Source organism: Chloroflexota bacterium (genome assembly GCA_016875535.1).
GTDB lineage: Bacteria > Chloroflexota > Dehalococcoidia > SHYB01 > SHYB01 > VGPF01.
Genome location: VGPF01000042.1, coordinates 1 through 21886 on the forward strand (window position 1 = coordinate 1; position 21886 = coordinate 21886).

The following is a 21886-nucleotide window of genomic DNA, read 5'->3' on the forward strand; positions in this document are numbered from 1 at the left end:
GCTACACGATCGTGGAGGCGGACCAGCCCGCCGATATCTTTATCCTGAACACCTGCACGGTGACGAGCATCGCGGACAGGAAGTCGCGGCAGATGCTGCGGCGGGCGCACCGGATCAACCCCGGCGCACAGGTCATCGCCACCGGGTGCTATGCCCAGCGCGCGCCGGGAGACCTGCAGAGGATGCCTGAGGTGGCGATGGTGGTGGGCAACGCGGAGAAGATGCGGCTGGCAGATCTGCTTGCAGAAACTAAGAAGACCCCGCGCTCTTATCCCGTCCCTCCAGGAGAAAGAGGGGCGATCTCAGCGTCCTCCCAAGAAGCGGGCGCAAGGCCATACACCAATGGACGGACGCGAGCCTTCGTCAAGATTCAAGAGGGATGCAACCAGGTCTGCGCCTACTGCATCGTGCCGAAGACGCGAGGGCTGGAGCGTAGCATGCCGATGGAGCGGCTTATCGCTCAGGTGAAAGAGCGGGTGAGCGAAGGCTATCGCGAGGTTGTGCTGACCGGGACACAGCTGGGCTCCTACGGGTTCGAGTCTGGGCCGAATCCGGCCGATATCCCTTGGTACGAGACGCTGATCCGGCGCATCCTGGACGAAACGGCCATCGAGCGACTGCGGATGTCGTCGCTCCAGCCGCAGGAGATCAGCCCCGGGCTTATCGAGCTTTGTGCGCAAGGGCGGCTCTGTCCCCACGTCCACATGCCGCTGCAGGCAGGGAGCAACGGCGTCCTCAAGAGGATGCGTCGCCGCTACGACACGGCGACGTATGCGAAGGCGGTGGAACAGCTGCGATCGGCCGTCCCGGATATCGCCATCACAACGGATATCATCGTAGGATTCCCTGGAGAGAGCGACACGGCGTTCGAGGAGAGCCTGCGCTTCGCCGCAGCGATGGGGTTCGCCGCGATGCACGTCTTCCCCTACTCGAAGCGGCCTGGGACCAGCGCGGCCTTCCTTCCGGGCCAGGTGGCGGATGACGTGAAGGCCGCCCGAGAGCTGCGGATGCTCAAAGTGGCCGACGAGGCGAGGGAGGCCTACCGCCAAGGAATGGTGGGCAAGCGGGTCAGGGTCCTATGGGAGGGCAAGGCTACAGGCAGCGGCGCCCGGATATGGCGAGGGCATTCGGAGAACTACGTGGACGTGCGAACGCGCAATGCGCGCACGCTGGCGAACCAGGTGACGGAGGCGCGCATCACAAGCGCGGATGATGACGGACTCTGGTGCGAGCTAGGCGAGGTTTAAGCGAGAAGCTGCTCGTTGGGGACGCCTACAGAGGCGTGAATCTGCACGATCTTCCATCTGCCCGTCTCTTTGCGAAGAACGGCGCTCCACCTGGGCTGGAAGTCTTTCCCGTTAGGCAGTGTGATGGTTGGATTTGCGATGCCCCAGCCGACAGAGCCTTCTTTGTATGCTTCCACCTTGCCAACTTTCACCTTAATCTTGCCACCCATCGTCGCCGCCTCATCGCTCAGGAATTTCGCCGCCGTCTTGCCGCGGAACCACTCCTTGGGGTCGGTACCGACCAGGAGGGTGGATGGCTTGAGCGACATGTTCGCCAAGGCATACGTGCCGTCGCCCTTCTCAGCAGCCTTAAATTAGCCGGAAATAATCGCAGCTATCTCCTTTGACTTCTCCATCTGACTCCCTCCGAGATTTTGGGCACGATTCTAGCAAAGGAACGCAACAGAGCGCCAAGCGGATCATGCGCGCGCCCTTGCCTTGGACGGATGAGGAAGTGAGAGGAGACGCCCGAGAGGAGCGGCAGCTTACTTCGCGTGGCGCTTTTCGATGGGGATGATCTCGCGCTTCTCTTCGCCGGTGTAGATCTGGCGGGGGCGGGCGATACGCTGAGCCTTATCGTTCAGCATCTCGTTCCACTGGGCGAGCCAGCCGGAGGTGCGCGGGATGGCGAAGAGCACCGGGTACATATCCACGTTGAAGCCGATGGCCTGGTAGATGATGCCCGAATAGAAGTCCACGTTGGGATAGAGCTTGCGCTTGACGAAGTAATCGTCCTGGAGCGCGATGCGCTCGAGCTCGATGGCGATATCAATCAGGGGGTTGCGGCCCGTCTCCTCAAAGACTTGCTCGGCGGTGCGCCGGATGATCTTGGCGCGCGGGTCGTAGTTCTTGTAGACGCGGTGGCCGAAGCCCATCAGGCGCTCCTGGCCGTTCTTGACTCCTTTGATGAAGTCCCAGACCTTCTCCTTGCTGCCGATGCGCTCCAGCATACGGAGGGCGGCCTCGTTGGCGCCGCCGTGGAGAGGGCCGTAGAGAGCGGCGATGGCGCCCGCGAGGGAGGAGTAGGGATCAGGCTGGGAGCTGCCGATGCTCCGCATGGCGTTGGTGCTGCAGTTCTGCTCGTGGTCGGCGTGGAGGATGAAGAGGATGTCCAGGGCGCGCTCGATGACCGGGTTGGGGCGGTATTTGATCTCGGCCATCTTGAAGAGCATGTTCATGAAGTTGCCGACATAGCTAAGGTCGTTATCCGGATAGACGTAGTGGAGGCCAGCGCGCTTGCGGTAGGCGAAGGCGGCCAAGGTGGGCATCTTGGCGATGCCGCGGTAGATCTGGAGCTCCCGGGAGGTCTGGCTCAGGATGTTCTTGGCGTCCGGGTAGAAGGTGGAGAGGGCGGCCACGGTGCTGATAAGCATGCCCATGGGGTGGGCGTCATAGTGGAAGCCGTCCATGATCTTGCGGATGTTCTCATGGATCAGGGTGTGGTGCGTGACATTGAAGTTCCAGTCGTCGAGCTGCTTCTTGGTGGGAAGGGAGCCGTGGACCAGAAGGTAGGCGACCTCAGTGTAAGTGCACTTTTCGGCGAGGTCTTCGATGGGGTAGCCGCGATACCAAAGGAGCCCCTGATCGCCGTCAATGTAGGTGATGGAGCTCTTGCAGGAGGCGGTATTTTCGAAGGCGGGATCGTAGCTCAGGAGGCCGAAATCGTCTTCGCTGTTCTTGATCTGGCGGAGGTCAATGGCCCGGATGGTGCCGTTCTCGATGGGGATGGTGTAGGTCTTGCCGGTTCGATTATCGACAACGGTAAGGTCGTTGGAGGCCATCGTCGTGTTTTCCTCGCTGAGACGCCGCGCTTACCGCAGACGCTCAAACCGCGTGTTAGTCTAGCCGTTTACCGCTTCGATGGCAATACGCTTCCCAGGCATTGTGCCTCCAGTCATGCGCTATAATCGCCGCCAGTCACACCTTGGCGCTGCCAGCCACACCTCGGGGAGTTAGATGTCCGCAGTCGTCAACACCGTCCTGGGCCCCATCCCGTCAAGCCAGCTGGGCACCACGCTCTACCATGAGCATCTAAAGATCGCCTGGCTGGGCTGGGAGATGGATCCCTATAGCGGGTACGACCGGAAGGATGCCATCCGGCGCTCCATCCAGGACATGCAGGAACTCAAGGAGCTGGGCGTCTCCACGGTGATTGACCCTCTGCCCATGGGGCTGGGCCGGGACCCGGAGTTCCACGCAGAGGTGTCCAGCCGGTCAGGGATCAATCTCATCATCTCAACGGGCCTGGATGCGGAGACGCGCTCCATGCCGCCCTACTTCAAGGTGCGCTCGGCGACAGAGATAGCCGCTGTGTATGTACACGACCTGACGAAGGGCCTGCCGGATAGCGGCGTAAAGGCGGGCATCATCAAGGCGGCAACGGGCGAAGGAACGGTGACCGAGAACGAGACGCGAGCCTTCCGCGCAGCGGCGAAGGCGGCCCTGACCACCGGCGCGCCCGTGGTGACGCATACGACGCACGGGACGATGGGCGTGGAACAGGCGCAGATCATGATGCGGGAAGGGCTCTCGCCGAGGAAGATCGTGATCGGGCATTGCTGTTTCTCCAAAGACCTTACCTACCTGCGCAGAATCATGGACACGGGCTGCTCCATCGGCTTCGACCAGATAGGGTCCATCGAGGCCGATAGCGATGAAGCGCGACTGGAGCGGCTGATGAAGCTCCTGGAGCTTGGGTATGCGGACCGCATCCTGCTCTCCCAGGACTCGTACTGCTGTATCGTCGGCGCGCCGTACGAGCGTATCAAGGCGCGGATGGACCGCGTGTGGGCGAACCGCCACAGCTACTTGATCCGGGAGTTCCTGCCGATGATGCGCCGGGCCGGAGTGGGCGATAAGACGATTAGCCAGATGTTGGCAGAAAACCCACGGAAGCTCTTCGAAGCGCCCGCGAAGGCATCATAAGAGGAGCGGCGATGCAGGTAGGCGATGTGACCATTGAGATGCTGAGCGACGGGACGATGCGCTTCGATGGGGGAGCCTTCTTCGGCGTTGTGCCCAAGATCCTCTGGGAGCGCTCCATGCAGCCGGACGAGCGAAACCGGGTGGCGGTTGGCCTGAACTGCCCGCTCATCAAGATCGGCGGGAAGCGCATCATCGTGGACACGGGGGTGGGCACCAAGCACCCGGAGAAGCGGCGGAACAATTTCGCTATGGAGGCAGGCCGGCTCACCGAAGACTTGCACGCCCGCGGCCTCACTCCCGCCGATATTGACTATGTCATCTTGAGCCACCTCCACTTTGACCATGCCGGGGGCGCCACGCACCGCACGGGAACCGAGGTGCTGGCCGTCACTTTCTCCAAGGCACAGCACTTGGTGCAGCGTGAGGACTGGGAAGAGGCAACCCATCCCAACGAGCGGAATGCCGCCGGGTATTTCGAAGAGGACATCGAGCCGCTGAAGCGCAACAATCAGCTTGAGCTATTGGACGGCGATACGGAAATCGTGCCGGGGCTTTGGTGCAAAAAGACCGGCGGGCACACAGCGGGGCACCAGATTGTCGTCCTCGATGTGGGCGGACGGAAGGCCTGTTTCTTTGGAGACCTGATCCCCACGGTGGCGCATCTGCCGCTGCCGTACTCCCAGGGCTTTGACCTCTACCCGGTGGAGGTCCTGAAGCAGAAGCGAGTGCTGTTGGACCAGGCCCTGCGCGAGCAGTGGCTGGTCATCTTTGACCACGAGCAGGAGCAGAAGGCCGGATATCTAGAGCCGCGAGGGGACGGACGGCTGAAGCTGCGACCCCTGGAGCGGCTCTAGCCTACGCGCCCTGTCCTAGGCCAAGGCCGCGCCGCGCGATGAGCCCGCGCTGGATCTCCGAAGTGCCGCCGCCGATGGTGATGGCTCGCTGGGCCAGGTAGAGCTGCTGGGCCTTGCCCCTCAGGACGGCATACTTGGAGTGCTCCTTAACCTGGCCGTAGAGGCCCAGGATATCCATCACCAAGGCCACCATGCGCTGCGTCATCTCACCGTTGAAGAGCTTGGAGACGGACGATTCGTAGGAGGGCGGCGCGCCCTTGCTCTGGAGCCAGGCGACGCGATAGGCGATCCACCGGCCGCAGTGGAGCTCCGTGTAGATCTGGGCGATCTTGTGGCGCAGGCTCGCGTTGCGGGCCAGGAAGTCTATGCCGCCCGGCTGGCTCCTCACAAAGGCAAGCACCTCATCCATGTACTGCTTGCCGATGAGGGCGTGCCGGACGAAGGAGCGCTCCAGGTTCAGGGTCGTCGCGCCGGAGTACCAGCCGCGGTTCTTTTCGCCGATGAGGTTGGACTTGGGGACACGCACGTTATCCAGGTGGACGATGTTGAAGGAGTAGACATCACAGATGTTGATGAGGGGACGGAAGGTGATGCCGGGCGATTTCATGTCCACGATGATGTAGCTGATGCCTTTGTGCTTGGGCGCCTTGGGGTCCGTGCGGGCGAGCATGGCGCCCCATTGGGCCTTGTGGGCCATGGAGGTCCAGATCTTGGTGCCGTTCACCACAAAGTCGTCGCCGTCCTCGAGGGCGGTCGTCTCCAGGCCCGCGAGATCGGAGCCGGCATTGGGCTCGCTGAAGAGCTGGCACCAGCGCTCGTCGGCCTTGGCGATGCCGGGGAGCCATTTGGTCTTTTGCGCCTCACTGGCGTAGATGGCAAGGGTGGGGCCGACGTTGGAGACGCCGGCATCGTTGATGTAGGGGCGCGGGACTTTGTGGAGGGTCATCTCTTCCGTGTAGATGACCTGCTCCAGGGTGGTCCAGCCGAGGCCGCCATACTTCTTGGGCCACGGGCCGGTGACCCAGCCCTTCTGACCCATCTTTTTCGCTAGCTGTTGGGCGAACTTGTCCTTGCTGCCGTCATCATCGTCCAGGTCCACTTCGCGCTCAACCCATCCGGGGGGCAGCTCTTGCTTCAGGAAGTCGCGAATCTCCTTGCGAAAGGCCTCTTGCTGAGGGGTAAAGCGAAAGTCCACGACGGCCTCCTCTCACGCCGGGCGACGAACCAGTGCAAGCGCAGGCGTGACGCGGGCTATTGTACCAAGCGCAGGCGCGGCGTATGGCGAATGGGGCGCGTAATGGCGTGCGACCTATTTCGCGGCTGGCGACGCCTCAGGCGGCTTGGGGCCTTTCGGCCTATCTCTCCGCTGGAGGACAACGAGAGCGGCGGTCCCGGCGGCCACGCTGATGACGAGGCTAAGGACGCCGACCAAGACGACCTTGCCGCCCGCATCGTCAAGGGAGCTGACCGCGATCTCCTTGCCCTTGGTCATGATGACTCTTTCCAGCTTGGTGGTATCGGACTTATCTATCTCCTCTTGGAGCTCCCTTGCAGCTCGATCTCCCGCCTGCGCATTCCAAATCGGCTTTGCCGCGATGAGGATGAGCAGAGCGGCAACGAAGAGGACGCTCGCCGACCAGAGCATCTTGCTCCAGTTCCGGCGGCCGCCCAGAAGGCCGACAAGAACCAGGATGACGAGGGAGCCGAGGAATATCCATTTCCACAATCCGATCATTCCCAAAGCATCCCGGGCATCATCCAGGTCGCTTGAGGTGAAGTCAGCGTTTGTCCGATCGTCGAGGAACCTCCGGTAGTCTGCATCCGTATAGGTGAAGTTGCGCTTGATGCGATCGCGAAGCTTGCGGAAGTCCTTAACGGTCTCGCTCCGCTCCACTTCCTGCTTTTTGGCGGCGGCGGAGAGCTGATCCCAGGGCGTGCGGCCGGTGTAATCGTCCTTGGCGATGATTTCCTCGAAATCGGCCTGGTCGAAATCAACGCCGGTGGTTAGGTAGCGGCGCAGGTCGTCGAACTGCTGGGACTGATCGGCGCCGAAGGCCCTGCGCAGGTCGGCTTCGGAAAAGACGTAGGAGTTGGGCAGGGCGTTATCAACGATGCGCGCTACCTCGGCCTGGTAGTTCACCAGTCCGGCCAGGGCTTTGACCTGCTCTATGGAGAAATTCGGATAGCGGCAAGGGATGCCGGTGTTGACGAAGGTGAGGGGATTCAGCGTCGCGATTTCCTGCGCTGTGCAAAGGCGAGCCGAGGTGTAGGCATCGGCGAGTTTCTGGTCCATGAGGCGTCCTACTGAATCGAGGGCAGCCTGCTGGCGGTCGGCAAGGGGAATCGTAAGGGAGAAGGATGGCTTCTTGCCCACCAGGTAATTGACGCTTTCGTCCACCAGGTTGTTCACCTGGAGCTGTACCCAATCGCGGGGGAGCGTCTCACGGATGATGCGGTCAACATCGGCGCTGGTGACGACGAGGTTGAAGGGAACGCGAAGGTTCGTGCCGATGCTGGAGCGCACCGTCGGCGCTATCACCTGGTCGAAGACGAAGGTGGTAAGGTCCTTCTTCGCGATGAGCGCCTTCACTTCACGCGCCGCCGGGTCGGCCCGGCTGCTGAGGTCTACGCGAACGACGAAGGTTTCCTTGTCTCCCGCAAGGTAGGGGAAGACAGCGTCAGCGGCATTGGCCATCTGCCCCTGGACATAGTCGGGCGGGGCGATCTTTTTAATCGTCTCCACGATTTCGGCTGTGGTGAAGGTCAGACCGAAGGGGATGGTCTTATCCTTCAGCGCTTCGTCCACCATGTCCGTGACCACATCGTCATAGATGGCGGCGGCGATGCGATCGCTCTTGAGCGCCGCCTTCACGGTAGGGATGGAATCGCGGAGACGGTCTTTCAGCGGGACGACGATCTCGAAGTGGTCCTCTCGACCGAAGAAATAGGGGATGGTCTGGTCAAGGGTCTCTTCTGTGTATTGCCGGAGCCAATCCGGGGGCAGAAGCGCGCGCGTGACGGCGATCAAGTCAGGACTTATCTTGGTGAGGTCAATCTTCAGGTCCGCGTTATCGGTTTGGGCCTCTTCGATGGCTGCAGGGGCGAGGTCGTCATAGATCCAGGTATAGACGTTCGCATCGCGGAGCTGCTTGGAGATGAAATCAGGACTGCCGATAGTCCCGTTGACCCGGCTGAGGACGAGGCTTACGGTGAAAAGGGCGATGAAGATAACGGCAAGCAGAACGGCAAGGATGCGGCGAACGATAATCATTGTGGCCTCTCTCCCCGCTAGCTGGCGATGGTAGGCCTAGGCTACCACCCCCTTTCGAATTTCCTATCTATGCACTATCTATGCATATCAGGCCGTCGCTAGTTATGTCACGGAGCCAGCGTGGCTCAGGCTGACAGGCGAGTTCTTCTCAAAGGGGCTGTCTAAGCCAAGGCTCTTGCCGATTTCGCGGAGGGCGGGCATGACCTCTTGGCCCAAGAGCCGGATGCAGGTCATGGAGTCTTGGTGGCTTACGCGCCCATCGTTTCCCCAAAGGGCCAGGACGGAGGGGCGCGCCTTTTCCAGGACCACGCGCAACTTGGCGACGACCTGGCTGGGCGTCCCCGCGATAAGCTGGCCGCTGGCAAGCTGCTGCTCAAAGCTGGCGAAGGTGCGCTTTCCAGCGGGGGCATGCTGCTGGGCAACGGTGCGCCGGGCCCACGCGCCCAGGTAGCCAGACGGCATGACCCACGCGGGATTGCTCATCGAATACTCGCCTTGCATCCAAAGGAACTGCCTGGCCAGCGCCATCGCCTTTTCTTCCGTCTCCGCCACCTGACACCTGCTAAGGTAGCCCCGGTGCTCCGGCCCGGCCTGGTAGCCTGCGGCCTTGGCGGCCTGATCGTAAATCTTCCAGATAGCCAGGGTGTCATCAATGGTGGTGTTGAGGGCGATATAGGGATAGGCGCGCTCCGCAGCAAAGACGATGGTCTCTTTGCTGGAGATGCCGGGTATCCAGACGCGCGGGAAGGGCCGCTGCATGGGCAGCACCCATGGGTTGACGACACGCATCTGGTAGTGCTCGCCCTCCCAGCGGAAGGGGCCGGGAGTGGTCCACGTCTTGAGGATGAGGTCGTGGGCCTCCACAAAGCGATCGCGGTTGTAGACGGGGTTGGTGTTGGTGGCCAGGGCTTCAACCCCGCCGCCGCGGACGAAGCCGCTGACGATGCGCCCTTTAGAGATGAGGTCTATCATCGCAAGCTCTTCCGCGATGCGCACGGGGTTATCGCTGACGGGCAGGGGGTTGCCCAAAAGAACGATCTTCACGCGCTTGGTGGCGGCGGCAAGGATGGAGGCGAAGATGTGGATCTTGGCCTGCATGCAGAAGGGGGCGTTGTGGTGCTCGTTCAGCATGATGCCGTCCACGCCGCACTCCTCAGCATAGAGGTACTCCTCAAGCCGCTCGTTGTAGAGGCGGCTGGCAACCTCGGCATCGAAGTAGCGGTTGGAGAAGAGCAGCGTGGTCTGGCCGAAATCGCGCGCGGCATCCTCCGGGAAGGACGAAAAGGGCTGCTCCGTGAAATACATCAGATGCACAGGCGGGGTCTCCTGAAGGGTCCAACTCCACGTGTGGGCTATTCTACCGATTGAAGAGGCATCTTGCGAATCAGGAGTCTGAAGGCCCGTATAATGCGGTGGCCGCCGCTGGAGGCGCAAGCCGCACGGCGCAAGGAGCGGGTATGACAGGGAAGCCAATCGGCATCGGCGTCATCGGCACCGGCTTCGGCGTGCGGGTGCAGGTCCCCGTCTGGTTGCAAACGCCCGGAGTACGTGTGACAGCAGTCTGCAGCAGCAGCAAGGCTCGCGCTGAGCAGGTCGCCCAGCGCTTCGGCATCCCTCACGCCGTGACCTCCGCGCGGGAGCTTGCAGAGCTCCCTGATGTTCATCTGGTGTGCGTCGCCACGCCGCCCCACCTCCACTACGAAGGGTCCATGGCGGCCATCGCGGCGGGCAAGCACGTCCTCTGCGATAAGCCCTTCGCGCTGGACGAGCGCCAGGGCTTCGCCATGCTGGAGGCGGCCAAGAAGCGAGGCGTCCTCCACCTGACAAACTACGAGTTCCGCACGGTGCCGGCGCGGCTAGAGATGCGCCGCCGTATCCAGGAGGGCGAGATCGGCAAAATCATGCATGCCCATGTCACCACCTTTGGAAACTTTGTCTACGCGAACGAGGGAAGAACGGCGCGCTGGTGGTACGAGGCGAAGTCCGGCGGCGGCTGGATCGGCGCCTCGGGATCGCACACGATTGACATGCTCCGCTTCCTTTTCGGTGAAATCACCCGCGTCAGCGCTCAATTGGATACCTATGTGAAGGACCACCGCCTGATAGACGGCAGCACAATCCGAACGGACGTTGACGATACGTTCTTCCTCCTCTTCCGCTTCGCCAGCGGCGCGATGGGCGCCTTTCTTTCAGGCGCGGCCATCGCCGCGGGCGGCGCAGGTATGCGCCTGGAGGCCTACGGGATGGAGGGGACCTTGGCGCTGGAGGGCGACAAGCTGTTCGGCGCGAAAAAGGGCGAGCGCAAGCTAGAGCTCATCCCAACGGCCACCCTGCCGATGCCCACGGGCGTGACGGACCCCCATTACGCGCCCTTCCTGGCCTGGACGCGCCTGATCGTGGAGGCCATCCAGCAAGAGCGCCACATCGCCCCGAGCTTCTACGACGGCTGGCGGAGCCAGCAGGTGATTGACGCGGCGCGGCAATCGCAGCGCGAGGGTAGATGGGTGGAAATCGCTCCGTAAGGGGACGACGTTCTCTTCACCACTATGACCCTTCGCGCGCAGAAGACTGCAGACAACGCCGATGGCTGCGGAAGAGCCGCCCGCACTCTTCTGGTCGCTACGGCGCTCTGCCTCGCGCTGGCGGCTTGCGGCGGCGACGAAGACGAGGGGCTGCCCGGAACGCCACGGCCTACGCCCACGCCTACGATAGACCCCGTCCAGGCGACCGTTGATGCGAAGATCCGCCTGGCCATCGCCTCCATCCCTACCGCCACGCCCATCGTCTTTCCTACTTTCCCTCCATTCCCGACGCCCATCCCCACGCCGACGCCCATCGTCTTCCCCACCTTTCCGCCAACCGCCACGCCCGTGCCAACCGCCACGCCTCAGCCTTCTGCGGCGGCCATTTATGGCCAGGTGCGCGCCGCCATCGCGCGGATCAGCACGAACGGGGCGGTCGGCAGCGGCGTGTACATCGGCGATCGGTATGTCATCACCGCCGCCCACGTGGTGCTGGATACGAACGGCCTGCCCAGGCAAGGGTCCCTTATCTCGGTGGAATTAGACAGCCAGCGCATCACTCGCCGAGCAACGCTCACCGGATGGGACAGGAACATGGATATCGCTATCCTTCGCCTGGAGAGCGAGCCGGGGACGCCTGTCGCGGCCCAGAGCTTTCGCAGAACAGCCCTGGACGGGGCGGGAGAGATCATCTTTGCCGTGGGCTATCCCCAAGGGACAACGGGCGCGCCGGTCATCACCCAGGGCGTCATCTCGCGCTACGTGCTGGATACCACGCAGCCGCCGCCGGTGGGGCGCGTAATGCAGTATGACGCGGCCACAGCGCAGGGAGGCAGCGGCTCCCCGGTCTTCGATGCAGGCGGGAAGATCGTGAGCATCGTCCAAACGATCAACGTCACGTCCAGCGGGTCAGGGATCGGCCTGGCGCGAGGCATCGTCTCCGACGAGATCATGGACGTGCTCGAGCAGCTGAAGGCAGGAGCGCAGCGATAGGTTAGGCAGCGCCGAGGGTGACGCGGACGATGCGCTTCTCCAGGCTGAGCGCCACTTCGCGCACCACGGTTTTGCGCTCCACCTTGCCCAGGGCCACCACATAGGCCACGCCCATCACCCGGCCGATGCGGAAGTCAATGATCGTGGAACTGATCGTGCCGATGGGCCCCTGCTCAACGGCCACCATGCCGGCCGAGATATCCGTGAAGCCCTGGGGCTCATAGGGCTCCGCCGCAAGGAGCTTCCGGCTCGTATCGTACTCAGAGCCGATGTGCTCGACGAACTGCTTGATGAAGATATCGCTCATCCACCGCGCCACGCCGTCATGGTCGTCGAACAGGTGGACAACGGTGGCGATGGCGACATCCGTGCCGATGGAGAGCGCGTTAGCCGCGAGGGGATTGCCGAACTCCTTGACGTGCCCTGTGATGCGGCCGATCTTCCGCAGGCTCGCCGCCGTGTTGCCGGGGAAGCCGTGGGAGGCCATGAAGTGGTTGTCCAAGGCGCTCTCCCGTACCGGGCGGAACTGGCGGTAGGCGGCGGGCAGGTCGCCCTGGCCGAGAAGCATCTTCGGAAGGTCTTCCGTGATGAGGCCGTAGGTGGCGCGGGCGAGTGCCGTAGACATGATGCAGTCATTGTACGTCACCGTGCCAATCGAGAGCGCCCTACCCCAGCCCCCTCGCCCGGTACTGCAGCGCCTCCGCCACATGCGCGGCAGAGATGCCCTCCTCACCCGCCACATCGGCGATGGTGCGGCAGAGCTTCAGCACCCGGTGGAAGGCGCGTGCCGAAAGATTGAACCGCTCCATCGCCGCCTGGATGAGCCGCTGGCCTGCCTCGTCCAGCGTGCAGTGCTGGCGCGCCTCCACCGGCGACATATCGGCGTTGGTGAGGCACGCCGTCCCCGCAAAGCGCGTCCGCTGGCGCGCCCGGGCCGCCTCCACCCGCTGGCGTATCGCCTCCGACGACTCCGCAGGCGCGTCCGAGACGAGCTTTTCGTACTCCACTCGGGGCACCTGGACAAAAAGATCAATCCTATCGAGCAGAGGCCCGCTGATGCGCCGCTGGTACCGGGAGACGCTCACCGGCGAGCAGGTGCATTCGCGCACCGGGTCGCCGTGGAAGCCGCAGGGGCACGGGTTCATCGCCCCCACCATGATGAGGTTCGTCGGGTACGTCACCGTGCCGTTGACGCGGCTGATGGTCACGACCTTGTCCTCCAAGGGCTGTCGCAGCACCTCCAGCGTCGCCTGCCCGAACTCCGGCAGTTCGTCGAGAAAGAGAACGCCGCGATGGCTCAGGGTGATCTCCCCAGGCCGTGGTATCTTCCCTCCGCCCACGAGCGCCGCATTGCTGATAGTGTAGTGCGGCGCTCGGAACGGCCGCTGGGTCACCAGCGGCATATCCGGCGGAAGCAGCCCCGCGATGCTGTAGAGCTTGGTCACCTCCAGGGCCTCCTGGGGTGTCAGAGCGGGCAAGATGCCCGGGAGCGCCCGGGCCATGAGCGTCTTGCCGCTGCCCGGCGGCCCTACCATCAGGATGTTGTGGCCGCCGCTTGCCGCCAACTCCAGGGCGCGCTTGCCGTGGTCTTGCCCCTTGATGTGCGCGAAGTCTATGAGGGCGCTGCTCGGCACGCAGCGGATATCGCTTAAGGGCCTCGGAGGGACAGCGGACAGCGGCTTCAGACCGTGAACATGGTCAACCACATCGCCCAGGCGCTCGGCAGGGTAGACCGTGACCCCCTCGATGAGGGCTGCCTCCGCCGCGTCAACGGCGGGGACGATCACTTTGCGCACGCCGCGCTCCACCGCCACGGCGACCATCGGAAGGATGGACTGGGTGTGGCGCAGGCTGCCGTCCATGGAGAGCTCGCCGACGAGGAGCGTGTCACGCAGGTCGCCGTGGACCTGGTTGGATGCGGCCAGGATGGCGACGGCGATGGGCAGATCGAAGGCAGGGCCTTCCTTGTGCACATCGGCAGGGGCAAGATTGACAGAGACGCGCGTGCCGGGGAATCGAAAGCCGGAGTTCTTGATGGCGCCGCGCACCCGCTCCCGGGCCTCCTGGATGGCGACGTCCGTCATCCCCACGATCAGCACCTTCGGCAGGCCGCCGGTGACGATCGCCTCCACATCAACAAGGGAGCCTTCCAGCCCCGTGACAACGCAGCTCCGCACTTGGCCCAGCATCGCGGACTCCTCACTCACCCGTAGGGGTTCTGCACCAGGTGGCCGAAGTCGAGCTGGGCCTCGGGGATGCCGACGACCACGCCGTACTTCTGCGCCGATTGCAGCTTCAGCTTGTCCTTGATGGAGAACTCGAAGATATGGTCGTTGTAGACCACCACGATGCGGTCGTCGCGGCAGAGGTGGATGTACCACGGCCCCTGTTTGACCGCCCGCGCCGCCGCGACGACGAAGCCATGCTTCTCCTCATCGCTCACGATGACTTTGTGGAAGTGGAGCGACCGGCCATCGCGCGTGCCCTCCAAGGCGTACTCCCGCGTCCCAATGACTTGCGCCTGCGCAAGCAGCGCCGCATCGTCCAGACTCTCCTGAATCACCACGCCCTTCCACATATCCCATCCCTTCCCAGTCCGCCGTCCTATAGAGCCGCGACTAGAACATCTGGCCTGAATGGTACAGAGCGCGCGCAGGATAGGGCAAGATGCCGATGGCACAAAGGCAATCAACCGGGCGTTTGCCAGTTCAGCGGCTTACTTGAAGAGACTGGCCGCAACCTTGGCTGCATAGACCAGCGCTGGCGTCATGGTCGCCAGAGCCAGCCGCTGGAGCGTCGTGGTGCTGAACGGCCAGGAGGAGGCCTCCAAGATGTGCCGCTCATACACCGTCCAGGCCGATAGCTCCGCGGACAGCCGGGTGACGCTTTCCGATTGACTAGAGTCGGTGGTCCGCTTCAGCCGCTCGGCGCAGGCGAGTATGCGCTCCCGCGCCCGCTTCGCCTCACGCTGCTTCACCGATGCCATCTGTCGGTGCGTGCTGCGCAGCGTGAAAAAGAAGACGAGGAGCGCCGCGAGTCCCAGTATCGAATAGACGGTAAGCGTTGACCGCTCAAGGAGGTCGCCACGGGAAAGGAAGATGAGGCTCACGGTGATGCCTCCGAAGAAGCCGACGGCGACACGGAGGCTCCAGATCGCCATCGGTTGCACCGGCTCGGGGTTCAAGATATCTATGTTCAGCTTTTTCCTGTGCAGCACCGTCATGAGCATGGTGTTCGCCAGGCCCTGAAAGATCAGCCAGCCGATCATCCCGAACATCACAGTGAACGATATCAGGGTCCAGATGAAACTAGGAGCGGTCTTCTCCCCCGGATCCCACGGGCTCATAACAAACAGCCCGACGATGACGCCGGCCGCTATCGCCAGGGCTTCATGGCTCCGGCGGAGCGTACATCCCGACCGGATGAGGGCGTTGTACTCCTCATCCGATGCCTGGACCACTTTGCGGAAGGCCTCCAGCCTTTTTTTTCTTGCAGGCAGGTTCACACGGTAGGCAAAGGCAACGTAAGCCATCAGCACTCCAGGCAGAGCGAGATTTCGCCAGGCCCCGGTCGGGAGTTCGTCAATCCCGATTGACACCCAGACGATCAGAACGGCGGAGACGTACGGCAAGATCAGCAGGAGTGCGATGAAGAGCGGCCAGGAAAGCCCCAGCCCCGCGACAATCTCGTCCAGCAAGGTCTGATACGGCCCGGCTTCAGCAGGCGCCCTTATGCGCTGCGCAAGGCCGGACCGAGAGAGCCGAGCGATGGTCCACTTTGCCAAAAGGAAAGCCCCCTAGAAAACCGGGCCATTGTATCGCAATCTGGAAGAGCACTACGGGGCCAAGCGCTCCTCACCTTCGCCTCTCTCCTTCCCGGCTTGACTGAAGCCCTCCTGAAGGTACACTGGTAAGGCTCCTTTCCCTTCGCCCATTCCCTTCAAAGGAACCTGCCATGACCACCCTTGCGCCGCCGAACCTGAAGCACAAGAGCGGACTCCTTGTGGACGGGCCCAGCCGCGCCGCCGCCCGCTCCTACCTCCGCTCCGTCGGCTTTAGCGATGACGACTTCAAAAAGCCAATCATCGGCGTGGCCAACACCTGGATCGAGGTCATGCCCTGCAACTTTCACCTCCGCAGGCTTTCGGCAAAGGTGAAAGAAGGCATCCGCGCGGCGGGCGGCGTCCCTGTGGAGTTCAACACCGTCGCCGTCTCCGACGGCATCTCCATGGGCACCGAGGGGATGAAGGCCTCCCTCGTCAGCCGTGAAATCATAGCTGACTCCATCGAGCTCGTCTGCCGCGGCCACCTCTTCGATGCCGTCGTCGCCCTCACCGGCTGCGATAAGACGACACCCGGCGCGGTGATGGCCCTCGCCCGGCTCGATATCCCCGGCATCGTCTACTATGGCGGCTCCATCGCCCCCGGCATCTATCGCGGCAAGGAGATCACGATCCAGGACGTCTTTGAAGGCATCGGCGCCCACGCGGCGGGCAAGATCTCCTACCAAGACCTTCTGGAGATCGAAAAGGCGGCCTGCCCCGGCCCCGGCGCATGCGGCGGCCAGTTCACCGCCAACACCATGGCCACGGCCATAGAGGCGATGGGCATCTCTCCCATGGGCGTGGGCTATATCCCCGCGATGCACCCGGATAAGGACAAGGTCTCCATCGAAGTCGGCAAGCTGGCGGTGGAGTGCCTGAAGAAAGACCTGCGCCCCAGCACAATCATCACCCGCAAGTCCATCGAAAACGCCATCGCCGCCATCGCAGCCACGGGCGGCTCCACCAACGGCGTCCTCCACTTCCTCGCCATCGCCAAGGAGATGGGCATAGAGCTGCATATAGACGACTTCGATGCCGTCAGCAACCGCACGCCCCTCTACGCCGATATGAAGCCCGGCGGCAACTACGTCGCCAACGACCTGCATGAGGCAGGCGGCGTCGCCCTCGTCCTCCAGCGCCTGCTGGATGCCGGTCTCCTTCACAAGAGCGAGATGACCGTCACCGGCAAGACCATCGCGGAGGAGGCGGTCAAAGCCAAGGAGACGCCGGGACAGCCCGTCGTCCGTCCCCTTGGGAACCCCATCAAGAAATCGGGCGGGCTGGTCATCCTTCACGGCAACCTGGCGCCGGAAGGCTGTGTGGTGAAGGTGGCGGGCCACGAGCGGATGAAGCACCGCGGCCCCGCCAAGGTCTTCGACCGGGAGGAAGACGCCTTCGCCGCCGTCCAGGCCAAGAAGATCCAGGCCGGCGATGTAGTGGTCATCCGCTATGAAGGCCCCAAGGGCGGCCCCGGCATGCGCGAGATGCTCGGCGTCACCGCCGCCCTGGTGGGCGAAGGCCTAGGCGAGTCCGTCGCCCTCCTCACGGACGGGCGCTTCTCAGGCGCAACGCGCGGCCTCATGGCCGGCCACGTCGCGCCCGAAGCCGCCGTCGGCGGCCCCATCGCCGCCGTCCGCACCGGCGATATGATCACCTTCGATGTCAACGCCCGCCGCTTGGATGTGGAAATCCCGGAGGCGGAGATGCAATCCCGGTTGAAGGGCTGGATGGCTCCCAAGCCGCGCTACACCAGCGGCGTCATGGCCAAGTACGCCAAGCTCGTCTCCTCGGCCTCCCAGGGCGCCGTCACCGGCTAGGCCGCGCCGCCCTTCGCCGCCGCCACAAAGTCGCGGAAGGCCGTCGCCGCCCGCCGACCCTCTTCGTCCAGCACGCAATAGGCCCCTTCCAGGTGCGTGGCGATCTCCTCCAGGGAAAGGTCCGGCCGCTGCCGCTTCGTGAGCGCGATGCTGTAGACGGGCACGCGCTGCACCGTGCGCCGCCTGCCCTCTTCGCCGCGCCACGCCTTCCCAAGGTGCAGCTGGATCCAGCCGCGCAAGGCGCCGTCCGGCGCATGCGCCGCCAGATCGCCGAACTCCCCCTCCGTCTCAACGGCGGGCGGCCCGATGACGCTATCCTCCGGCAAGCCCAGGCGCCTGGAGAGCCATCGCGAAACGTCCCGCGATTCCAGCAGCTCCGCCACCAGGAGCAGCGCCTGCGCCTCGGCCTTTGTGGAGGCCAGGCTGATCCCGCGCGGATAGGCTCGCCCGCCTGCCCGCAGCCTATTGATGGGGATGCGTTTCCCAGACACTGCTCTAGCCTTTGTTGCGACGTAGGAGCCAGTATACTGAGCGGCGATGGGAGGCGATATGCTCTACCGAGAACTCGGCGGCACAGGCGTCAAGATACCGGAGGTGGGCCTAGGCCTGTGGCAGTACCGCGGCGGCGTCCAGCCGGTCCGCCGAGCCATCGAGCTCGGCGCGAACCTCCTGGACACAGCCGAGGTCTACGGCACTGAGCCTATCACCGGTGAGGCGATGAAAGGCCTCCGCGAAAAGGTCTTCCTCGCCACTAAGGTCTCCGGCGACCACCTGCGCCGCGCCGACCTCCTCAAAGCCTGCGATGCCAGCCTCCGCCGCCTTGGGACAGACGTCATAGACCTCTACCAGCTCCACTGGCCCAACAGCAGCGTCCCCATAGAAGAGACGATGCGCGCCATGGAAGACCTGGCGGATGCCGGGAAGGTCCGCTACATCGGGGTCAGCAACTTCTCCCCCCGGGAGCAGCAGGCGGCCCAGGCCGCCATGCGCAAGCACAAGATCGTCTGCAACCAGGTGCTCTATAGCCTGATGGACCGCGAGATCGAGCGCGACCTTATCCCCTATTGCCGGCAGACCAACGTCACCGTGATGGCCTATAGCCCCCTGGCCCGGGGCGCCCTTACCAAGCGCCCGCTGCTCCCGCGCCACGGCCCCACGGAGACCCTGGCGAAGATCGCGGAAGAGACTAAGAAGACACCGGCCCAGGTCGTCCTCAACTGGTGCCTCTCGCGCCCCGGTGTCGTCACCATCCCCAAATCCAACCGCGTCGAGCGCGTGGAAGAAAACTGCGGCGCATCCGGCTGGTCGCTCACCAAGGAGCAGGTCGCCGCCCTCGATACGGCCTTCGCCTAGTCCTTCACCCGGTAGAGCGTCCCGCCCGGCAGGCCGGCCAGGAGCGAAACGTCTTCCCACCGCCCCCGGATCTCGTTGGAGATCTGCGTCCGCACCGCCTGCCCGCCCGTCGGCGCGCCGGGGTTGCCCTGGGCCAACAGCATGTAGCGCAGCTCCCCGCGCGCCACCATCGCCTTGAAGCGCTCCACCGTGAAGATCGGGTCGTTCCCCGAAAAGCCGCCGATGGCGACGGCCGACACGTCCGCGATGATAAAGGGCGCCGCCTCGCGGGCGCTGAAGGCCCCCACGACGAACTTCGACCCGGCATCGCCCCGGCTCTTGATGTAGTTCGCCACGCGCTCCACCCGCTGCACCTCAGGGTTCGGCGCGGCGGGTCGGCCTGGAGGCCTCGGCCCGCCGGGGCCGACGATCTGCCCGTTCGACGTGTAGGCGAGCGCCGCAGGGATCATCAGCGCCGCGCAGGCGCAGGCCAGCGCCGAGCCTTTGGCCAGCGGCGTATCGCTCAGCCTGTGCCATAGCCCCACCACCGCAGGCACGATTGCCGCCAGTGCAGTCAGAAAGGCCAGCGCCACCACCCAGTCTTCAACATAGCCGCGCGCCGCCAGCGTCTGATAGAGAGCCACCGCCGCCAGTGCCCCAGGCAGAAGCCAGGCCAAAAGCCCGCCCCGTCGGTACAGGTCCAACAGCGCCGCCACCGCGATGCCGCACACCGCCGCAAGCGGAACGGCGAGGCCCACGAGATAGTAGGGATGCGTTGTCGTCGCGTCCGCCAGACCGAAGACGATGACCGCCGTGGCGAACCAGCCCGCCCACAGCAACCCTTGCGCCGCCGGAGGCGTCTCTCTCAGGTGCTCGAGGATGGTCGCCGGCCGCCGGTAGACCCCTTCACTGAAGAGCTTCGTGAAGGCCACCATCGCCGCGAAGATGCCGAGCGGCAAGAGCCAGGCAAGCTGTGCCGCAAGCCGTCCGAAGAAGAGGCCGAAGATGCCGTTGCGCGCCCTCGGCTGGCCCGGTTGCGGATTAACCGGCTGGCCCGGCTGTTGAAAGCCGCCGGGCTGGCCCGGTTGCGGCGCCTGGCCCGGAGTGCCTCGAGCGGGCTGCTGCCCAGGCTGATTCTGTCCAGGGGGCCGCTGTTGCCCTGGCCCCTGCGGCTGTTGCGCTCCGCCTTGCCCCGGCGGCGGGCCGATGGGCTGCTGGAAGCCGGGTTGCGGCTGCTGTCCTCCGGGAGGTGGACCACCCGGCTGTTGGAACCCAGGCTGCGGCGGCGGGTCAGGCTGCGGCGGTTGGAATGGCTGCTGGAGCCCCGGCTGCTGACCAGGCCCCTGCGGCTGACCAGGTTGCTGAAAGCCCGGCTGTCCGATTCCCGGCTGCGGCCCCGGGCCCGGAGCGCCCATGTTCCTGAAACGGTTCCTGCCGTTGTACTCAAAGATGAGCGTCCAGATCGAGTTATCGCGCGTGGAGCCGATGTACGGCCGGTCGCTCTTGGGCGTCAGCGCCACTGCCGTGGCCCAGGAGAAGGCCAGCACCAGCACGAGCGACGAGACCAGCGCCAGCCTCCCCACCAGCTCCCGCGCATGGTGCCGCGCCGCCAGGGTGTAGTAGAGCAGAAAGGCGGGCAGCGGCACCACCGCCACGAGCATCTTGGCATTGAATGCAATCGCCATGCAGAAGGCAAAGGCAACAAGCCACAAGAGCCTGTCCGTCCGCACTGCCTTCACGATGCAGACCGCCGCCAACAAGAGTGCGAAGGAAAGCAGCGCATCCGGCTCGTTCCGGCTGTCAATGACCACGCTCGCGGGGATGACCGCGAGGACGAAGGCGGCGACCAGCGCGGCGACGCGGCCGAAGGCCGGCTTGATGGTGAGATAGAGGATAAGGACGGCCAGGATGCCCATCAGCACCTGGGGCAGCGTCACCGTCCACGCCTTGACGCCCCAGATAGCAGCGGGGATGGCATCTACCCAAAAGGCGAAGGGCGGCTTGTCAACCGTCGCCACTCCGCCCGGGTCAAAGGAGCCGAAAAAGAAGTTCTTCGGGCTCTCCAGCATGGAGGCCGTCGTTGCGGTGTAGTACGGGTTGTGGAAATCGCCCAGGCGGACGAAGCGCAGCCACGCTCCCAACGCGACCGCCGCCACCAACCAGTAATCAACACCGCGAAGCACCGCTATGAATCGTGACCCTCGATTCATCAGCGCAAGGGTACACCAAAACCCCGCCCTTGTCAGGGCCTGCCTTTATCGAGGTTCCCCTGCCACCTGCCCTCGAACCACATCTCCGGTAGAATGCACCCGTCTAGCGATAGGCTTGAACAGAGCAACAGCCAACTTTGGGTGGTCAAGCGCCAATGGAAACTGTCTTTCCTTGGATACTCGGTGGAGTGGCCTTGGGTGCGATCGGGCTATTCTTTGCTTACCGAGGACTTCTTGCCTATGCCGTTTTGGCAGAGGGAAGACACGTTCCGGGGTGGTTGTTCAGAGCGATTTTTCGCCCACAAGTTCGCGAACTACTGCAAAGTGGGGAAAAGGAAGACTTGATAGACGTAGCTAAGGCCAACATTCGTACTCAATACATGATCTGTGTGGTGGTCAAGAGTCCAATATTGCTTATCATTCTGTTTGCTGGCCTATATCAATGGGCCTCTGGAGCTTTAACATTGACCGAGCTTGCATCTCAGCATCTTGTTCTGTTAGCAATCTCCTGTGTTTCCTTTGTGGCTTTCATTAAAGTGACTCGGCTACTTTTGCGTCGGTTGCCCAAGAGCCAAGATTCGGCAGGATCCTAGACCCTCGGCGGCATATGAACAGGGCAGCTCCAGATACAATGGTTTCCAAGATTGGCCTATTGTTGGTGGCTGGATCTAACATGAAGTAGACTGGGAAATTGCGTAATGCCAGGAACACCTGGTGATGTATGGTATGAACCGCCCCGGGTTTGATGGAGGGCTCGTTTATTGAGTCCCGGCTCTTGCCGGGGCCGGTATAGCACCGTTGGTGGCCTCATACTCCGCTGGTGGCAGGTAGCCGATGGCGCTGAAGAGACGCC

Annotated in this window: 19 protein-coding genes; 8 read left to right on the forward strand and 11 right to left on the reverse strand. The window is 63.5% G+C overall.

All coding sequences use genetic code 11. The features are described 5' to 3' along the window. Positions 1-1247, forward strand: a 1247-nt coding sequence (gene mtaB / locus FJ039_10355; protein MBM4406561.1) for a tRNA (N(6)-L-threonylcarbamoyladenosine(37)-C(2))-methylthiotransferase MtaB, incomplete at its 5' end; no start/stop codon positions are given. Here mtaB and FJ039_10360 read toward each other — a convergent pair. Together FJ039_10360 and FJ039_10365 are read right to left on the reverse strand one after the other, a co-directional pair. Continuing rightward, positions 1244-1555 carry a nuclear transport factor 2 family protein gene (locus tag FJ039_10360; protein ID MBM4406562.1) on the reverse strand — a complete coding sequence of 104 codons (312 nt, stop codon included), beginning with the start codon at positions 1553-1555 and terminating at the stop codon, positions 1244-1246. The two genes, mtaB and FJ039_10360, sit on opposite strands and share 4 nt — an antisense overlap. 216 nt (positions 1556-1771) lie before the next feature. Then, entirely contained in the window at positions 1772-3067 is a 1296-nt protein-coding gene (locus FJ039_10365; GenBank protein MBM4406563.1) for a citrate synthase, read from the reverse strand. A 175-nt stretch (positions 3068-3242) separates the two neighbouring features. Here FJ039_10365 and FJ039_10370 point away from each other — a divergent pair, with 175 nt between their 5' ends. Together FJ039_10370 and FJ039_10375 are read left to right on the forward strand one after the other, a co-directional pair. After that, a complete protein-coding gene (locus FJ039_10370; GenBank protein ID MBM4406564.1) occupies positions 3243-4211 on the forward strand; it encodes a phosphotriesterase-related protein in 969 nt (322 codons plus the stop codon). A gap of 11 nt (positions 4212-4222) precedes the next feature. Beyond that, positions 4223-5065, forward strand: a complete 843-nt coding sequence (locus FJ039_10375) for an MBL fold metallo-hydrolase (GenBank protein ID MBM4406565.1) — start codon at positions 4223-4225, stop codon at positions 5063-5065. 1 nt (position 5066) lies between these two features. Here the strand turns inward: FJ039_10375 and FJ039_10380 are convergent, their stop codons facing one another. From FJ039_10380 to FJ039_10390, 3 genes are all read right to left on the reverse strand, one after another. Next, positions 5067-6260: an acyl-CoA dehydrogenase gene (locus tag FJ039_10380; GenBank protein MBM4406566.1), complete on the reverse strand. Its 1194-nt coding sequence runs from the start codon at positions 6258-6260 to the stop codon at positions 5067-5069. Positions 6261-6374: 114 nt separating this feature from the next. Further along, positions 6375-8336 carry a hypothetical protein gene (locus FJ039_10385; GenBank protein ID MBM4406567.1) on the reverse strand — a complete coding sequence of 654 codons (1962 nt, stop codon included), beginning with the start codon at positions 8334-8336 and terminating at the stop codon, positions 6375-6377. A 102-nt stretch (positions 8337-8438) separates the two neighbouring features. Next, positions 8439-9650: an LLM class flavin-dependent oxidoreductase gene (locus FJ039_10390; protein MBM4406568.1), complete on the reverse strand. Its 1212-nt coding sequence runs from the start codon at positions 9648-9650 to the stop codon at positions 8439-8441. A 143-nt stretch (positions 9651-9793) separates the two neighbouring features. On the opposite strand from FJ039_10390, the gene FJ039_10395 reads away from it, so the two are divergent. Both FJ039_10395 and FJ039_10400 read left to right on the forward strand, forming a co-directional pair. After that, complete coding sequence (locus FJ039_10395; GenBank protein MBM4406569.1) at positions 9794-10858, forward strand: Gfo/Idh/MocA family oxidoreductase; 1065 nt, start codon at positions 9794-9796, stop codon at positions 10856-10858. 24 nt (positions 10859-10882) lie between these two features. Continuing rightward, positions 10883-11851, forward strand: coding sequence for a trypsin-like peptidase domain-containing protein (locus FJ039_10400; GenBank protein ID MBM4406570.1), 969 nt, complete (start codon positions 10883-10885; stop codon positions 11849-11851). 1 nt (position 11852) lies between these two features. Here FJ039_10400 and FJ039_10405 read toward each other — a convergent pair whose 3' ends face one another. From FJ039_10405 to FJ039_10420, 4 genes are all read right to left on the reverse strand, one after another. Beyond that, positions 11853-12476 (reverse strand): hypothetical protein, encoded by a 624-nt coding sequence (locus FJ039_10405; GenBank protein MBM4406571.1) that lies wholly within the window; start codon positions 12474-12476, stop codon positions 11853-11855. A 40-nt stretch (positions 12477-12516) separates the two neighbouring features. Next, positions 12517-14040, reverse strand: coding sequence for a YifB family Mg chelatase-like AAA ATPase (locus FJ039_10410; protein MBM4406572.1), 1524 nt, complete (start codon positions 14038-14040; stop codon positions 12517-12519). Positions 14041-14054: 14 nt separating this feature from the next. After that, positions 14055-14429 carry a hypothetical protein gene (locus FJ039_10415; protein ID MBM4406573.1) on the reverse strand — a complete coding sequence of 125 codons (375 nt, stop codon included), beginning with the start codon at positions 14427-14429 and terminating at the stop codon, positions 14055-14057. Between the two features lie 138 nt (positions 14430-14567). Further along, complete coding sequence (locus tag FJ039_10420; protein MBM4406574.1) at positions 14568-15635, reverse strand: hypothetical protein; 1068 nt, start codon at positions 15633-15635, stop codon at positions 14568-14570. A gap of 170 nt (positions 15636-15805) precedes the next feature. Here FJ039_10420 and ilvD point away from each other — a divergent pair, with 170 nt between their 5' ends. Continuing rightward, positions 15806-17491, forward strand: a complete 1686-nt coding sequence (gene ilvD / locus FJ039_10425) for a dihydroxy-acid dehydratase (GenBank protein MBM4406575.1) — start codon at positions 15806-15808, stop codon at positions 17489-17491. Here the strand turns inward: ilvD and FJ039_10430 are convergent. Then, positions 17488-17982: a hypothetical protein gene (locus FJ039_10430; GenBank protein MBM4406576.1), complete on the reverse strand. Its 495-nt coding sequence runs from the start codon at positions 17980-17982 to the stop codon at positions 17488-17490. The genes ilvD and FJ039_10430 overlap by 4 nt on opposite strands. Positions 17983-18028: 46 nt before the next feature. Here FJ039_10430 and FJ039_10435 point away from each other — a divergent pair, with 46 nt between their 5' ends. Then, positions 18029-18844: an aldo/keto reductase gene (locus FJ039_10435; GenBank protein MBM4406577.1), complete on the forward strand. Its 816-nt coding sequence runs from the start codon at positions 18029-18031 to the stop codon at positions 18842-18844. Here the strand turns inward: FJ039_10435 and FJ039_10440 are convergent. Continuing rightward, complete coding sequence (locus tag FJ039_10440) at positions 18841-21033, reverse strand: hypothetical protein (GenBank protein ID MBM4406578.1); 2193 nt, start codon at positions 21031-21033, stop codon at positions 18841-18843. The genes FJ039_10435 and FJ039_10440 overlap by 4 nt on opposite strands. Positions 21034-21188: 155 nt before the next feature. Here FJ039_10440 and FJ039_10445 point away from each other — a divergent pair, with 155 nt between their 5' ends. Beyond that, on the forward strand, positions 21189-21626 hold the full coding sequence (locus tag FJ039_10445; protein ID MBM4406579.1) for a hypothetical protein: 438 nt from the start codon (positions 21189-21191) through the stop codon (positions 21624-21626). Positions 21627-21886: the final 260 nt, after the last annotated feature.

Bases quoted from the DNA above. Each gene is read 5' to 3' on its own strand.
- FJ039_10440 (MBM4406578.1), bottom strand. From the start codon at position 21,033: ATGAATCGAGGGTCACGATTCATAGCGGTGCTTCGCGGTGTTGATTAC.
- FJ039_10370 (MBM4406564.1), top strand. From the start codon at position 3,243: ATGTCCGCAGTCGTCAACACCGTCCTGGGCCCCATCCCGTCAAGCCAG.
- FJ039_10365 (MBM4406563.1), bottom strand. From the start codon at position 3,067: ATGGCCTCCAACGACCTTACCGTTGTCGATAATCGAACCGGCAAGACC.
- FJ039_10360 (MBM4406562.1), bottom strand. From the start codon at position 1,555: ATGTCGCTCAAGCCATCCACCCTCCTGGTCGGTACCGACCCCAAGGAG.
- FJ039_10435 (MBM4406577.1), top strand. From the start codon at position 18,029: ATGGGAGGCGATATGCTCTACCGAGAACTCGGCGGCACAGGCGTCAAG.
- FJ039_10395 (MBM4406569.1), top strand. From the start codon at position 9,794: ATGACAGGGAAGCCAATCGGCATCGGCGTCATCGGCACCGGCTTCGGC.
- FJ039_10410 (MBM4406572.1), bottom strand. From the start codon at position 14,040: ATGCTGGGCCAAGTGCGGAGCTGCGTTGTCACGGGGCTGGAAGGCTCC.
- FJ039_10405 (MBM4406571.1), bottom strand. From the start codon at position 12,476: ATGTCTACGGCACTCGCCCGCGCCACCTACGGCCTCATCACGGAAGAC.
- FJ039_10385 (MBM4406567.1), bottom strand. From the start codon at position 8,336: ATGATTATCGTTCGCCGCATCCTTGCCGTTCTGCTTGCCGTTATCTTC.
- FJ039_10400 (MBM4406570.1), top strand. From the start codon at position 10,883: ATGACCCTTCGCGCGCAGAAGACTGCAGACAACGCCGATGGCTGCGGA.
- ilvD (MBM4406575.1), top strand. From the start codon at position 15,806: ATGACCACCCTTGCGCCGCCGAACCTGAAGCACAAGAGCGGACTCCTT.
- FJ039_10415 (MBM4406573.1), bottom strand. From the start codon at position 14,429: ATGTGGAAGGGCGTGGTGATTCAGGAGAGTCTGGACGATGCGGCGCTG.
- FJ039_10375 (MBM4406565.1), top strand. From the start codon at position 4,223: ATGCAGGTAGGCGATGTGACCATTGAGATGCTGAGCGACGGGACGATG.
- FJ039_10445 (MBM4406579.1), top strand. From the start codon at position 21,189: ATGGAAACTGTCTTTCCTTGGATACTCGGTGGAGTGGCCTTGGGTGCG.